The 15,574-nt window shown below is 65.7% G+C and carries 4 protein-coding genes; 1 reads left to right on the forward strand and 3 read right to left on the reverse strand.

The window, feature by feature from the left end:
- Window positions 1–13: 13 nt before the first annotated feature.
- From PJW05_RS10320 to PJW05_RS10330, 3 genes are read right to left on the reverse strand one after another with little or no spacing between them, the layout of a single operon-like run.
- On the reverse strand, window positions 14–1,366 hold the full coding sequence (locus tag PJW05_RS10320) for an HlyD family type I secretion periplasmic adaptor subunit (RefSeq protein ID WP_271411616.1): 1,353 nt from the start codon (window positions 1,364–1,366) through the stop codon (window positions 14–16).
- An 11-nt stretch (window positions 1,367–1,377) separates the two neighbouring features.
- Window positions 1,378–3,537: a type I secretion system permease/ATPase gene (locus tag PJW05_RS10325; protein WP_271411617.1), complete on the reverse strand. Its 2,160-nt coding sequence runs from the start codon at window positions 3,535–3,537 to the stop codon at window positions 1,378–1,380.
- 22 nt (window positions 3,538–3,559) lie between these two features.
- A complete protein-coding gene (locus tag PJW05_RS10330) occupies window positions 3,560–4,915 on the reverse strand; it encodes a TolC family outer membrane protein (protein WP_271411618.1) in 1,356 nt (451 codons plus the stop codon).
- Window positions 4,916–5,377: 462 nt separating this feature from the next.
- On the opposite strand from PJW05_RS10330, the gene PJW05_RS10335 reads away from it, so the two are divergent.
- Window positions 5,378–15,547: a retention module-containing protein gene (locus PJW05_RS10335; RefSeq protein WP_271411619.1), complete on the forward strand. Its 10,170-nt coding sequence runs from the start codon at window positions 5,378–5,380 to the stop codon at window positions 15,545–15,547.
- The last annotated feature ends 27 nt before the right edge of the window (window positions 15,548–15,574 follow it).

Consider the following 15,574-nt stretch of genomic DNA (forward strand, 5'->3'; position numbering starts at 1 on the left):
TCCCCACAAGGGCTCAACGCTCCCGCATCGCTTCCTGGCGCGCCTTCAACACCGGTTTCAGCAGGTAGTCCAGCACGCTTTTCTCGCCGGTGATGATGTCCACGGTGGCGACCATGCCGGGGATGATCAGCAGCGGGTGGTCGTCCTGGCCCAGGTGGCTTTTCTCGGTGCGCACCTGGATGAGGTAGAAGCTCTTGCCTTCCTCATCCTGGATGGTGTCGGCGCTGATCAGTTCCAGGTCGGCCTTGAGGCCGCCGTAGATGGTGTAGTCGTAGGCGGTGAACTTGACCATCGCCTTCTGCCCCGGATGCAGGAAGGCCACGTCCTGCGGGCGGATGCGCGCTTCGATCAGCAGGCTGTCTTCCAGTGGCACCACTTCCGCCAGGTCACTGCCCGGCTGCACCACGCCGCCGATGGTGTTGACCTTGAGCTGCTTGATCACCCCATGCACTGGCGACACCACCGTGGCGCGGCTGACGCGATCGTCGATGGCCTTGCTGGTGGAGGTGATCTTGGACAGCTCGGTGCGGGCCTCGTTGAGTTCCTTGAAGGCGTCGGAGCGGAACGACAGCCGACTTTCCTCCATCTTCCGTTCGCTTTCCGCCACCGCCGCCTCCGCGCGCGGGATGGCCAGGTTGGTGGCTTCCAGTTCGCCGCGCGTCTCCACCGCGCTGCGCTGCAGGCGGAGGATCTCCACCTGGGAGATGGCGCCGGCCTTCACCAGCGGCCGGGACATGTTCAGCTCCTGCTGGATCAGCCCCAGGCTGGAGCGGTACTGCTGGCTCTTGGAGCGGAATTCGGCCAGCTCCTGTTTCTTCTGCCGCAGTTGCTCGCCGAGGATGCGCTGTTCGCTCTCCAGGCGCAGGGTGCGCGCCTGGTGGAGGGCCTTCTCGTCCTCGGCCAGTTGCGGTGCCTCGCGGAGGATCTCGTCGGGCAGCTTCATCTCGCGGCCCTCGGCCTCGGCGGACAGGCGTTCGACGCGCGCCATCAAGGCCAGTCGATCAGCCTCGGTCTCGCCCTTGTTGGAGAGAAAGCGGGTGTCGTCCAGGCGCAGCAGCACGGTGCCCTTGTCCACCACCTGGCCTTCGCGCACGAGGATCTCGGAGACGATGCCGCCCTCCAGGTTCTGGATGACCTGCACCTTGCTCGACGGAATCGCCTTGCCTTCGCCGGTGGTGACTTCCTCGAGCACCGCGAAATGCGCCCAGGCCAGCGCGACCAGCAGCAGGCTGCACGCCACCCAGACGGTGATGCGCGTGGCCCGTGGCGAGTCTTCCAGCAGGGCGCCGGCCACGTCCGGCATGAACTCGGTGTCGGCGCCATCGCGGCGGCCGAAGTAGGAGGGAGCTGTTTCCGGGCTGGCCATGGGGTGCCTCCTCAGGCGTTGCCCGGGCCGATGCGGCCCTTGCGCAAGGCATCGATGACGGTGTCCTTGGGCCCGTCGGCGACGATCTGGGCGTTGTCCAGCACCACCAGGCGATCCACCAGCGCCAGCATCGAACTGCGGTGGGTGATGAGGATCAGTGTCCGGCCTGCCGACCAGGTGGCCAGGCGCTGGCGCAGTTGCTCCTCGCTGCTGTTGTCCATGGCGCTGGTGGGTTCGTCGAGCACCAGCAGCGGCGGGTCGAGCAGCAGCGCGCGGGCCAGCAGCACGGCCTGGCGCTGGCCGCTGGAGAGCAGTTGTCCGCGTTCGCCCACCGGCCGCTCATAACCCTGCGGGTGCTGCCGGGCGAGGTCGGCGACGCCGGTCATTTCCGCGACTTCGAGCATGCGCTCGTCGCTGACGTAGCGCGCGCCCAGGGTCAGATTGTCGCGCAGGCTGCCGGCCAGCAGTGGCAGGTCATGGCTGACGTAGCCGATCTGCTGGCGCAGGTCGCCAATGTCGGTCTGCCGCAGGTCGATGCCGTCCAGCAGCAACTGGCCCTCGTCCGGTGTGTAGAAACCGAGGATCAGTCGCGCCAGGGTGCTCTTGCCGGAGCCGCTGCGGCCGATGATGCCGACCCGCTCGCCGGCGGCCAGGCGCAGGCTGATCTTGTTCAGTGCGGGCGAGGTCTGGCCCGGGTAGCGGAACTCCACCTGGCGCACCTCCAGGTGGCCCTGGAAGGTCTGGTGTTCCAGTGGCTGCTGCACGGCCTCGCGCTCCTGGGGCAGGGCCATCAGGGCATCGGTGGACTTCATGGTCAGGCGCGCCTGCTGGTAGCGGGTGATCAGCCCGGCGATCTGGCCAAGGGGGGCCAGTACCCGGCTGTTGAGCATGTAGCAGGCCACCAGGGCGCCGACGCTGAGGTTGCCGGCGATGATGCTGTAGACCCCACCGACGATCACCGCCAGGCCGGCGAACTGCTGCATGAACAGGGTGCCGTTGGTGGCCAGGGCGGAGAGGAAGCGGGCATGGCTGTCGAGGCGGGTCAGGGCGCCGTGGGTGTGTTCCCAGTGGTGCTGGCGTTCGCTTTCGGCGCCGCAGGCCTTGAGGGTTTCCAGGCCGGAGAGGGTTTCGATCAGCAGCGCCTGGCGCTCGGCGCCCAGGGTCAGGCTGCGTTGCACCGTGTCGCGCAGGCGGACCTGGATGATCCAGGCGAAGATCGCGGTGAGCGGGAACGCGAGAAGCGGGATCGCCACCAGTGGCCCGCCGAGCAGACCGATCACCAGCAGCATCAACACCGAGAAGGGCAGGTCGATCAGGCTGGTGAGGGTCACGGCGGTGAGGAATTCCCGCAGGCCCTGGAAGTCGTGGATGCTCTGGGCGAAACCGCCAACGGTGGCCGGCCGCGCCTTGAGCGACATGCCGACGATGCGTTCGAAGAGGGTGGCCGAAAGCACCACGTCGGTCTTCTTTCCGGCGGTGTCCAGCAGGTTGGCGCGCAGCACCCGCAGCAGCAGGTCGAAGCCGGTGCCGATCAGCAGGCCGATGGTCAGCACCCAGAGCGTCGCGGTGGCCTGGTTGGGCACCACGCGGTCGTAGGTCTGCATCACGAACAGCGGCACCAGCATGCCCAGCAGGTTGATCAGGAGGCTGGCGAGCATGGCGTCGGCGTAGAGCCAGCGGGACAGCCGCAGGGTGTCGCGGAACCAGGAGGTCACCCGCGGCACCAGCGGCGCGCGGGCGTCCTCCAGCTCATGGCGTGGGCGCGCGAACAGGGCCTGGCCGGTGTACTCCAGGGCGAGCAGCTCGCGGGCGATCCATTGCTCGCCACCGTCGGCCTCGCTGGGCAGGATCAGTGCCCGGCCCTGGTCGTCGAAGCGGGTCAGCACCGCGCTGCGGCCGCCCTTGAGCAACAGCAGCAGCGGCAGGTTGAGCGGCGAGATGGCGTCCAGGTCGCGACGCAGCAGGCGCCCCTGCAGGCCGGCGCGGGCGGCGGCGCGGGGCAGGAGTTCGGCGGACAGGCGCTGGTCCGGCAGTGGCAGACCGCTGCTCAGGCTGGCGCGGCTGGCCGCGCGGCCGTGCAGCCGGCAGAGAATCAGCAGGCTGTCGAGCAGTGGGTCGTCATGACCCTGGCGCGGGTCCCTGGGACTGTCAGTCCGCTCCATGGTGGTCATGGTCCTGGACTCCCATTCGGGCTCACTTCATCTCGGGCAGTTGGGCTTCGCTTTTCACCTCGGTGAGGGCAACGGCTTCGGCCGGTACCACGACTTTCTGGCGGCGCAGCAGGTCGCCCATGGCGGAAATCACCCGGTACATGGAGAACTCCTCGGTGTAGCGCACATCCACGTAGCGGCGGTTGGCGGTGAAGAGTTCGTTCTCGCTGTCCAGCAGGTCCAGCAGGGTGCGCTGGCCAAGGCCGAACTGCTGCTGGTAGGCCTCGCGGACGCGGGCGGTGTAGTCGGCGTAGGCGCGGGCCTCGGGGGTCTGCTTGCGGGCGTTCTCCATGGCGTTCCAGGCCAGGGAGAGGTTCTCGTTGAGCACCCGCAGGGCGTTGTTGCGGATGTCCATGGACTGGTTGATCTGGTGCGCGGCGGCCTGCAGGCGGGCCTTGTCGCGCATGCCGTTGAACAAGTTGTAGTTCATCACCACGCCGGCCCGCCAGGTGTTGTAGTGGCCCTCGTCGCCCTGCACGTTGTCGTCGGCGGTGGTGGCCAGTTCGGCGTCGAAGCGCGGGTAGAAGGGCGCCTTGGCGGATTCGTACTGGCTTTCGGCGGCCTGCACGTCGGCCTGGGCGGATTTCAGCAGGGGGTTGGTGTCCATCACGCCCTGGCGCGCGGCCATCAAGTCGGCGGGCATTTCGCCCTTGATGGAGGCCGGCGTCACCAGTTCGTCGGCGGGCACACCCACGGCGCTGTAGAAGTTGGCTTCGGCATCGGCCAGGTTCACTTCCTCGGTGTAGAGGTTGTTCTTGGCCAGGGCCAGGCGTGCTTCGGCCTGGTCGACGTCGGCGGTGCTGCCCACGCCGCGCTCGCTGCGCAGGCCGATCTGGTCGTGGATGCGCTCGTGGGCCATCAGGTTGTTCTTCGCCAGGATCACCATTTCGCGGCGTTTGAGCACATCCAGGTAGACCTCCACCGTGCGCAGCGCGAGGCTTTCGGCGGTGCCCAGGGTGAAATACGCGCGCGAATTGACCACGGATCGGGTGCGCTCCACCTCGTTGGGCGTGTTGAAGCCGTCGAAGAGCATCTGCCGCAGGCGCAGTTCGGCGTCGCGGAAGTTCAGGGTTTCCTTGTTGTGATCGCCGAGGGCGCGAGTGGTGGGGCTGTCGGACTGCTCACGCCCTACACCGGTTATCAGGTCGACGGTCGGTAGGTACCCACCTTTGGCGATTTTCGCCTCTTCGTCGGCGACCAGGCGATCTTGCGCACTGGCCAGGAGCTCGGGATGTTTGTCCAGAGTGCTCTGGATCGCCTCCGTAAGCGTCATGGCGTGGATCTGCATGGCCGACATCGCGAGCAGAATGCCGGTCCACAGGGGGCTGAGAGTGTGCATTTTCTGTCGTTCTCCATGTCGGAATTCTGCTTCCCGGCGCCGAAAATTTGGCGAAATTCCATGGCAAACCGTTTCAGGCCTGTAACATCAGAGCTAAGAACAACTTTCAAGCGACCTAAGAAGAATTCTTCACAAGCCTTATCAGGAAAAATTCTTATGCACTCGTCGGAAATCCAAGACATCTTCATGCCAGCAGTTCGTATGTTTTGGGCCTTCCGGACCCGCCGTGCGAACGCGCAATGCGGTCAGGCACAAATCAAGAAACACAGGGCGGGGTAATCCGACGAGAAAGCGTCACGTCGGTCTGTGCGACGATTTATTGACGTTGCGTGGTTTTTTATTGGCGTGGACCTCGTCCTCTGATTCTTCATCCCTCCGTTGCTCGGTTCGGACGTGCTGTGACCCACATCGATTGGGATCGGCGCTGCCCGACTGGCAGCACGTGGTGCGGGAGGAAGGAACATGGCTGGATCAATCGGGGTCGTTCGCCAGGTCGTGGGCGAGGTCTATGCGGTAGCAGCCAACGGTGCGCGCCGCTTGCTGACCGACGGTGACCGGGTATTCGCCGGCGAGCAGCTGGTTACTGGCGCCCGGGGCGCGGTGGCCGTGACGCTCAGCAATGGTCAGGAGCTGGTGCTGGGCCGCGAGAGCAGCATGCCGCTGCACAATGGCCTGCTCGCCAATGCCCCTGACGGGGCCCGGCCCGACGCCGCTTCTGCGGCGGCCGCGCCCAGTCAGCAGGACCTCACCGACGTCGAGCAACTGCAGGCCGCTATCGAGGCCGGCGTCGACCCGACCCAGGCTGCCGAGGCGACAGCAGCCGGTCCTGGCGTGGGCGCCGGTGCCGGCAACGCAGGTGGTGGTCATTCCTTCGTGCTGTTGGACGAGGTTGGCGGCGCGCTGGACCCGACCATCGGGTTCCCCACCGGCGGCATCGGTGCGACCCCCGAGTTCCCTACGCCCTTCATTGACCTCGCTCCCGAGGTCGTTCCCGCGGTGGTCGATGAACCGGTCAACGGTGTACCGGTCGCCGAGGACGACGTACAGGGCATTCGCGAAGGCCAGGAAAGCGTCCAGGGTAACGTGCTGGACAACGATGACGGTGGCCCCGATCTGCCCACTACCTTTCTCTCCTGGCAAGCTCCAGGCGCCAGCAATGGCCCCGGCGGCAGCCTGGTGGTCAACACGCCCTATGGGGTCGTGAGCCTGAATCCGGATGGCAGTTACAGCTTTGTACTGGCCAACGGTACGCCTGCTGTGGAAGGGTTGGCGGAGGGCCAGACCGTCGACGTCAGCTTTGGCTACAGCATTCAGGACAGCAACGGCGACCAGAGCAGCGCGACCCTGACCATCACCATCACCGGCAGCAACGACGTGCCCACCATCGACGTCAGCAGCCCGAACGCCGAAGGCGGCCTGGCCCAGGTGTTCGAGAAGGGGCTGGTGGGCGGCAGCGCGGCGGGGGATGGCAGCAACGTCACGACGGGCAGCTTCACGGTGGGTGATGCCGACGGGCTGGCGGACCTGAAGAGCCTGAGCGTCGGCAGCCTGAGCCTCGACCTGAGCGTCAGCGGCTTCGCCAGCCTGGTGGGGCAGAGCTTCGCCACCGCCCATGGCACGGTGCTGATCACCGGCTACAGCAACGGTACCTACAGCTTCAGCTACACCCTGACATCGGCCACGACCGATGCCGCCGGTCCGGAGACGGACGGCTTCCTTATTAGTGTGGGGGATGGCCTGGCCACGGCCTCGGCCACGGTAAGCATCGAGATCGTCGACGACCTACCCAGTGCCAATCCGGACAGCGGCAGCCTGATCGAGAATGGCGCATTGTCGAGCCTGGTCGGGAATGTGCTGGACAACGACGTGGGCGGCGCTGACCAGCCGAAAGCCTTCAGCAGCTGGAATGGAGTGGCCGGAGCCACGCCCGGCGAGGGCGGCAGCCTGCTGGTGAACACCCCGTATGGCCTGGTCACCCTGAACCCGAACGGCAGCTACAGTTTCGTGCTGGCCAATGGGTCGGCGGCAGTGGAGGCGTTGGCTGCGGGGCAACAGGTGAGTTTGCAGTACGCCTATACCATGCGTGACGGTGACGGTGATCCGAGCAGCTCGACCCTGACCATCACCATCACCGGCAGCAACGACGTGCCCACCATCGACGTCAGCAGCCCGAACGCCGAAGGCGGCCTGGCCCAGGTGTTCGAGAAGGGGCTGGCGGGCGGCAGCGCGGCGGGGGATGGCAGCAACGTCACGACGGGCAGCTTCACGGTGGGTGACGCCGACGGGCTGGCGGACCTGAAGAGCCTGAGCGTCGGCAGCCTGAGCCTCGACCTGAGCGTCAGCGGCTTCGCCAGCCTGGTGGGGCAGAGCTTCGCCACCGCCCATGGCACGGTGCTGATCACCGGCTACAGCAACGGTACCTACAGCTTCAGCTACACCCTGACATCGGCCACGACCGATGCCGCCGGTCCGGAGACGGACGGCTTCCTTATTAGTGTGGGGGATGGCCTGGCCACGGCCTCGGCCACGGTAAGCATCGAGATCGTCGACGACCTACCCAGTGCCAATCCGGACAGCGGCAGCCTGATCGAGAATGGCGCATTGTCGAGCCTGGCCGGGAATGTGCTGGACAACGACGTGGGCGGCGCTGACCAGCCGAAAGCCTTCAGCAGCTGGAATGGAGTGGCCGGAGCCACGCCCGGCGAGGGCGGCAGCCTGTTGGTGAACACCCCGTATGGCCTGGTCACCCTGAACCCGAACGGCAGCTACAGTTTCGTGCTGGCCAATGGGTCGGCGGCAGTGGAGGCGTTGGCTGCGGGGCAACAGGTGAGTTTGCAGTACGCCTATACCATGCGTGACGGTGACGGTGATCCGAGCAGCTCGACCCTGACCATCACCATCACCGGCAGCAACGACGTGCCCACCATCGACGTCAGCAGCCCGAACGCCGAAGGCGGCCTGGCCCAGGTGTTCGAGAAGGGGCTGGTGGGCGGCAGCGCGGCGGGGGATGGCAGCAACGTCACGACGGGCAGCTTCACGGTGGGTGATGCCGACGGGCTGGCGGACCTGAAGAGCCTGAGCGTCGGCAGCCTGAGCCTCGACCTGAGCGTCAGCGGCTTCGCCAGCCTGGTGGGGCAGAGCTTCGCCACCGCCCATGGCACGGTGCTGATCACCGGCTACAGCAACGGTACCTACAGCTTCAGCTACACCCTGACATCGGCCACGACCGATGCCGCCGGTCCGGAGACGGACGGCTTCCTTATTAGTGTGGGGGATGGCCTGGCCACGGCCTCGGCCACGGTAAGCATCGAGATCGTCGACGACCTACCCAGTGCCAATCCGGACAGCGGCAGCCTGATCGAGAATGGCGCATTGTCGAGCCTGGTCGGGAATGTGCTGGACAACGACGTGGGCGGCGCTGACCAGCCGAAAGCCTTCAGCAGCTGGAATGGAGTGGCCGGAGCCACGCCCGGCGAGGGCGGCAGCCTGCTGGTGAACACCCCGTATGGCCTGGTCACCCTGAACCCGAACGGCAGCTACAGTTTCGTGCTGGCCAATGGGTCGGCGGCAGTGGAGGCGTTGGCTGCGGGGCAACAGGTGAGTTTGCAGTACGCCTATACCATGCGTGACGGTGACGGTGATCCGAGCAGCTCGACCCTGACCATCACCATCACCGGCAGCAACGACGTGCCCACCATCGACGTCAGCAGCCCGAACGCCGAAGGCGGCCTGGCCCAGGTGTTCGAGAAGGGGCTGGCGGGCGGCAGCGCGGCGGGGGATGGCAGCAACGTCACGACGGGCAGCTTCACGGTGGGTGACGCCGACGGGCTGGCGGACCTGAAGAGCCTGAGCGTCGGCAGCCTGAGCCTCGACCTGAGCGTCAGCGGCTTCGCCAGCCTGGTGGGGCAGAGCTTCGCCACCGCCCATGGCACGGTGCTGATCACCGGCTACAGCAACGGTACCTACAGCTTCAGCTACACCCTGACATCGGCCACGACCGATGCCGCCGGTCCGGAGACGGACGGCTTCCTTATTAGTGTGGGGGATGGCCTGGCCACGGCCTCGGCCACGGTAAGCATCGAGATCGTCGACGACCTGCCACAGGCGAGGGCCGACGCCGCAGTGGTCGGTGAAGGCAGCAGCGTGAGCGGCAATGTGGTCACCGGCGTCGGTGCCGGCTCGGTGGCCGACCTCTTCGGCGCCGATGGCCGCCCGTCGCCGACCACTGGCGTGGTGGGTGTGCGCGTCGGCGCCGACATTTCGACGCCGGTCGCCGGTGGGGTGGGTGACAGCATCAGCACGGCCTTCGGCACCCTGGTGCTGAATGCCGACGGCAGTTACACCTACACCAGCAGGCCCGACACGGTGGGCGCGGCAGGTGCGGTGGATACCTTCACCTACACCATCGTCGACGCCGATGGCGATCTCAGCACCACCACCCTGACCATCGACCTGTCCGACCACACCGTGGTGGGCAGCGTGCAGGCGGGCTCGGACCAGGATGTGCGCGAAGCGGCGCTGAGCTTTGGCAGCGAGCCGTCGAGCGACGACGAGTTCGCCAGCGGCACGCTGGTGGGCAGCGGCGGCAACGGGCCGTACAGCTTCAGCCTGGATGCCGGCGCGGGCAACGGCCAATACGGGCAGTTGGTGGTGAACAGCAGCGGCGCCTACACCTACACGCTGGTTTCCGCGCCGAAGGTCAACCCCGGCAACAACGGCAACAACCTGCAGTTCACCGAGACCTTCACCTTCAGGGTGACCGACGCCAACGGCAACACCGGGATTGGCGTGCTCACGATCGGCATCGTCGACGATGTGCCGAGCGTCAGCGTGAAGGGGCTGGGCGGGCTCGAGCTGCAGGTGGACGAGACCACCCTCGGTGAGACCGCCAGCACCCATTTCGCCGGGGCCTTCACGACGGTGTTCGGCGCCGATGGCGCGGCGGCGAGCAACGCGATCGAGTACAGCCTGAACGTGAAGGCGCAGGGCGTGGACAGCGGCCTGCGGGACACCGCAACCGGCAACAGCATCCTGCTCTCCAAGGTGGGTTCGGACATCGTCGGCCTGGTCAGCGGAGGAGGGCAGTTGGCCTTCCGCCTGAGCGTGGCCAGTGACGGCAGCGTGACCCTCGAACAGATGCGGGCGATCTTCCACACACCCAACACCGGTCCCGACCAGGCGGCCGGGCTGGCCGCTGCCGACCTGATCACCCTGACCGCGCGTGTCACCGACGCCGATGGCGACAAGGACAGTGCGACGCTGAACCTGGGCGACGCCATCAGCTTCAAGGATGACGCGCCCCGTATCGACCCGTACGTGAAGGTCTACCTCGACGACGATGCCTTGCCCCATGGCAATCCCGGTGGCGTGGGCGACCGATCGCCGGACACCCACAACACCAGCGGCGTCATCGCCCACGACTTCGGCGCCGACGGCCCGGGCGAAATCGAGCTGCAGGACAGCGGTGCGCCCTACGGCTTCACCTATGTGGAAACCAAGGACGGGTTGCTGATCAAGCAGGGCGACGTGACCGTCATCACCATCACCCTGGACAAATTCACCGGGGCTTACACCGTCACTCAGAACGCGCCGATCCTGCACCCCGAGGGCCATGACGAGAATGACCTGACCTTCGAGGTCGAGTACAAGATCACCGACCGCGATGGTGACCGGGCCGACGGTTCGCTGTACATCAAGGTGAACGACGACACGCCAGTGGCCTATGCGGACAGCGCGTCGGTCAGCGAAGGCGGCAGCGTGAGCGGCAATGTGGTCACCGGCGTCGGTGCCGGCTCGGTGGCCGACCTCTTCGGCGCCGATGGCCGCCCGTCGCCGACCACTGGCGTAGTGGGCGTGCGCGTCGGCGCCGACATTTCGACGCCGGTCGCCGGTGGGGTGGGTGACAGCATCAGCACGGCCTTCGGCACCCTGGTGCTGAATGCCGACGGCAGTTACACCTACACCAGCAGGCCCGACACGGTGGGCGCGGCAGGTGCGGTGGATACCTTCACCTACACCATCGTTGACGCCGATGGCGATCTCAGCACCACCACCCTGACCATCGACCTGGCCAACGTCACCGTGGCCGGCGCTGTGCAGGCGGGTTCGGACCAGGATGTGCGCGAAGCGGCGCTGAGCTTTGGCAGCGAGCCGTCGAGCGACGACGAGTTCGCCAGCGGCACGCTGGTGGGCAGCGGCGGCAACGGGCCGTACAGCTTCAGCCTGGATGCCGGTGCGGGCAACGGCCAATACGGGCAGTTGGTGGTGAACAGCAGCGGCGCCTACACCTACACGCTGGTGTCCGCGCCGAAGGTCAACCCCGGCGACAACGGCAACAACCTGCAGTTCACCGAGACCTTCACCTTCAGGGTGACCGACGCCAACGGCAACACCGGGATTGGCGTGCTCACGATCGGCATCGTCGACGATGTGCCGAAGGTCAGCGTGAAGGGGCTGGGCGGGCTCGACCTGCAGGTGGACGAGACCACCCTCGGTGAGACCGCCAGCACCCATTTCGCCGGGGCCTTCACGACGGTGTTCGGCGCCGATGGCGCGGCGGCGAGCAACGCGATCGAGTACAGCCTGAACGTGAAGGCGCAGGGCGTGGACAGCGGCCTGCGGGACACCGCAACCGGCAACAGCATCCTGCTCTCCAAGGTGGGTTCGGACATCGTCGGCCTGGTCAGCGGGGGAGGGCAGTTGGCCTTCCGCCTGAGCGTGGCCGGTGACGGCAGCGTGACCCTCGAACAGATGCGGGCGATCTTCCACACACCCAACACCGGTCCCGACCAGGCGGCCGGGCTGGCCGCTGCCGACCTGATCACCCTGACCGCGCGTGTCACCGATGCCGATGGCGACAAGGACAGTGCGACGCTGAACCTGGGCGACGCCATCAGCTTCCGCGATGCGGCCCCGACAGTCACCAGCAACGGCCTCGTGCTGCTGGATGACGATGCCCTTCCCGGCGGTATCCCCGGGGGGACCGGCGATGGTCCCGACGCGGTGAATACCCTAGGCAGTGTTGGATTCAGCTACGGCGCCGACGGCGCCGGCAGCGTTCAGTGGCTGACCACGGGGGCTCCGGATGGCTTCACCTACGTGAAGTCGGGCAGCACCCTGCTGATCAAGCAGGGCACCACCACGGTCATCGAGGTGACCCTGAACAGCACCAGCGGCGCCTATGGCGTGACTCAGCTTGCGCCTATCCAGCATGCCTTGGGCGGGCATGAGAACGACCAGTTGTTCACCCTGACCTATCAGGTCACCGACAAGGACGGCGATTCCACCAACGGCTCCCTGGACATCAAGGTCAATGACGATACGCCATACGCACGGGACGACATCGCCGATGTGGCCGAGGGCAGCGGCCAGGATTTCAACGTCGTATTTGTGCTGGATTTCAGCGGCAGCATCGACAACACCGAACTGAACACCATGCTCACTGCCGTTCGCAGTGCCGGGCAGACGCTGTTCAATACCACCGATGGCGACGTGCGCATTCAACTGGTCGCGTTTTCGGGAACCGCTGCGTCCTACCCGGTGGTCACCGACGTCGGTTCATTCATCTCGCTGGTCAACAGCCTTAACCCGCAGGCCGGCGGCACGCGTCCGTTCTCCGGCAACACCGACTTCACGGCGGCCATCGAGAAGGCCATGGCGGTCTATACGCCGATTCCGAGCTGGAGCAACCAGGTGTTCTTCATCAGCGACGGCAACCCGAACGAGCAGACCGGCCCGAACGGTTCGTCGCTGACCTCTGCCGTGGCGACCCAGTGGAACCATTTCGTCAATGGCAACGGCATCAATGTGACCGCCATCGGCGTGGGCAACGGCATCAATACCGCACGTCTGCAAGATGTGGATGTCGATGGCTCCGGCTCGCCCATCCTGGTGAACAACTTCGGGGATCTGGTGGAAACCCTGGCCGGTCAGATCGTCGGCGGGATTGTGTCAGGCAACGTGCTGCTGGGAAGTGACAATGCAGTGGGTGGCGGTGATGACGATGCCTTCGGCGCCGATGGCCCTGGTCGCATCCTGTCCATCCAGATCGGTACCACCACCTACACCTGGAATGGTGCCGGCAGCATCGCCGTGAGTACGGGCGGCACCCTTTCCGGCAACATGCTCAATGCGCTCACCACCCCACTCGGCGGCAAGCTGACCTTTGACTTCAGCACGGGCGCCTGGACCTATGTCGCTCCGAACAGCGTGGCTGCCGACACCAGCGAACACTTCATCTACACCATCGTCGACAAGGACGGTGACCCCTCGAGTGCTTCCCTGACGGTACGAATCGAGGACGCCTCGCCGGTGATTGGCCGGGTCGATGAGGACGAACTACCCGGTGGCATCACCGACGGCGATGGCCAGACCACCGTGGCGACCGGCAACCTCAGCGAACTCTTGGTGGGTACCCCGGCCGGGGCGCAGTTCTCTGTGGCCGCAACACCCCTGGCGATGCCCCTGGCGACGTCCCATGGCGTTGCGCTGACCTATTCGAGCGTAGGCAATACCCTGATCGCCAAGGCTGGAACCACGACCATCTTCACCCTGCAGGTGCAGAGCAACGGTGATTACACATTCACCCTGCTGGGCGCGCTGGATCATCCCGGCAGCGGTGCGGGTGGCGACGACCAGCTTCTCACCCTCAACCTGACGGGGGCGTTGCGGGCGAGTAATGGCAGCGGCAGCCTGCCCCTGGCGGGCGATTTGCTGATCCAGGTGGAGGATGACGTTCCGGCCATCCTGCAGAGTTCGAACCTGATGTTCTCCAATGGCGACAGCGTAGCGGGTGCGTCGGGTGTATTCGTGTACAGCACCGGTGCAGACACCCGTGGCGCCGGGCCCTTCTCGCCAGCCGACTCGGATTTCACCTCCATCGGCCTGAGCGGCACCGTAGGCGGGGTGGCGATCTCGTCCGGCGCGGTGACCTGGATGGCCGAATCGGCTGCCAGCGCCACCTTCAGGATCGGTTTCGACTACGCCCCGAACCCCGCTAGTCCGGGGACGTTGGAGCAAGCCAGCGGAACCCTGACCTTCGACAAGGTCAATGGCACCTACAGTGTCGCGCTGGATGAGCCGATTCAGGGCTACACCATCCTCAAGACCAGTACTTCGCTGAGCATCACCGGCTACGAGGTCAACAGCACGGTGCCGGACTCGACCCAGCCCGCGGTCGCGGTGGTGGCGCTGAATAACAACTTCTTCGTGCAGTACACCAGTTACGCGGAGCCAAGCAGCGGCACCGGCAGCGACAACCTGCGTGCCGGCTCGTCCAGCACCTCGGTCTTCACCGACGGCGAACTTTTCAATCAGGCCATGTCCTGGGTGAGCGTGAGCAATTCCGCCAACGGTGTGGCCGGGGACACGTTGGGCAAGGGCGAGGTACTGGATCTGAACTTCTACTCGAGCAACCCTAAAGGTCACCTGGGCGTCGAACCCAATGCTCGGGCCGACGGGATGTTCCTGAAGTTCGATGGCGTGAACAACGAAGACCTGGTCGTGGTGCTGAAACTGATCGGTGTGGGTGGCGTCAAGACTACGCGCGCACTGGTGGTGAGCAATGCCGACATCATGACGGCCAACAGTGCGGTGCTCGCGGCTTACGGCATCTACCTGGACAACAACGATGGCGCCATCGTCATCGAGAAGAACGACTTCAACGCCCCCGGGGAGAACTGGCAGATCTACGGCGCGCAGGTTCTTACCAGCGTCGAGGGCATCACGTCGTCAGCTGCCATCAACTTCAACTCCGCTATCGGCAACGGCGGTGCGTCGAATGTGAACAGCCGTGTGAGTTTCACCTCGTCTGACACCGACCACGACGTGCTCAAGGTTTCCGACGTGGGCTTCATCACATCGGAGACCAACACGCTGGATACCACGCTCGACTTTTCCGTGGCCATTCGCGATGCCGATGGCGACACCTCCTCGACGCGGGTGCTGCAAGTCAACCTCGAGGCCAGCAGTACCTTCGTCGGCACTGCCTCCGATGATGTGATTCAAGGAACCAGTGGCAACGACCTTATTTCCGGCATGGGTGGCAACGATGTGCTGATTGGCGGAGCAGGGAACGATGTGCTCGACGGCGGGAACGGCATCGACACTGCCTCCTACCAGGGCGCGACGGCGGGCGTGACGGTCGATTTGTCGCTGCTGGTTGCCCAGGACACGGTAGGCGCAGGGATCGATACGTTGCTCAATATCGAGAACCTGCTGGGTTCCGGCCTGAACGATACCCTGAGCGGCAACAGCGGCGACAACGTTCTGGCGGGCAACGGCGGCAATGACCGCCTGACGGGAGGAGACGGCGCGGACACCTTCAAATGGCTACTGGGCGACACCGGTGTCACCACCATCACCGACTTCACGCCCGGCGTGGACAAACTGGATCTGTCTCAGTTGCTGACCGGCGAGCACAGCAATGTGGGCAGCCTGGACGACTACCTGACCATGGCCTTCGGTGCGAACACCACCATCACCGTGGATTCCAACACCCCGGCCAACCCGGGGGGCACTGGGCAGACCATCGTGCTGGAAGGGGTGAACCTGCTCACGGCCTACGGGGCGCCGGATACCGCCTCGGTGATCTCCCACATGCTCGATGACGGCACCTTGAAGGTGGACGCCTGATACAGGCCTGACTCCGCGCCGGCCCGG

This window comes from Pseudomonas sp. Q1-7 (assembly GCF_028010285.1).
Classification (GTDB): domain Bacteria; phylum Pseudomonadota; class Gammaproteobacteria; order Pseudomonadales; family Pseudomonadaceae; genus Metapseudomonas.

Coding starts and splice junctions, on each gene's coding strand:
- PJW05_RS10335 (WP_271411619.1), top strand. CDS start 5,378: ATGGCTGGATCAATCGGGGTCGTTCGCCAGGTCGTGGGCGAGGTCTAT.
- PJW05_RS10320 (WP_271411616.1), bottom strand. CDS start 1,366: ATGGCCAGCCCGGAAACAGCTCCCTCCTACTTCGGCCGCCGCGATGGC.
- PJW05_RS10325 (WP_271411617.1), bottom strand. CDS start 3,537: ATGACCACCATGGAGCGGACTGACAGTCCCAGGGACCCGCGCCAGGGT.
- PJW05_RS10330 (WP_271411618.1), bottom strand. CDS start 4,915: ATGCACACTCTCAGCCCCCTGTGGACCGGCATTCTGCTCGCGATGTCG.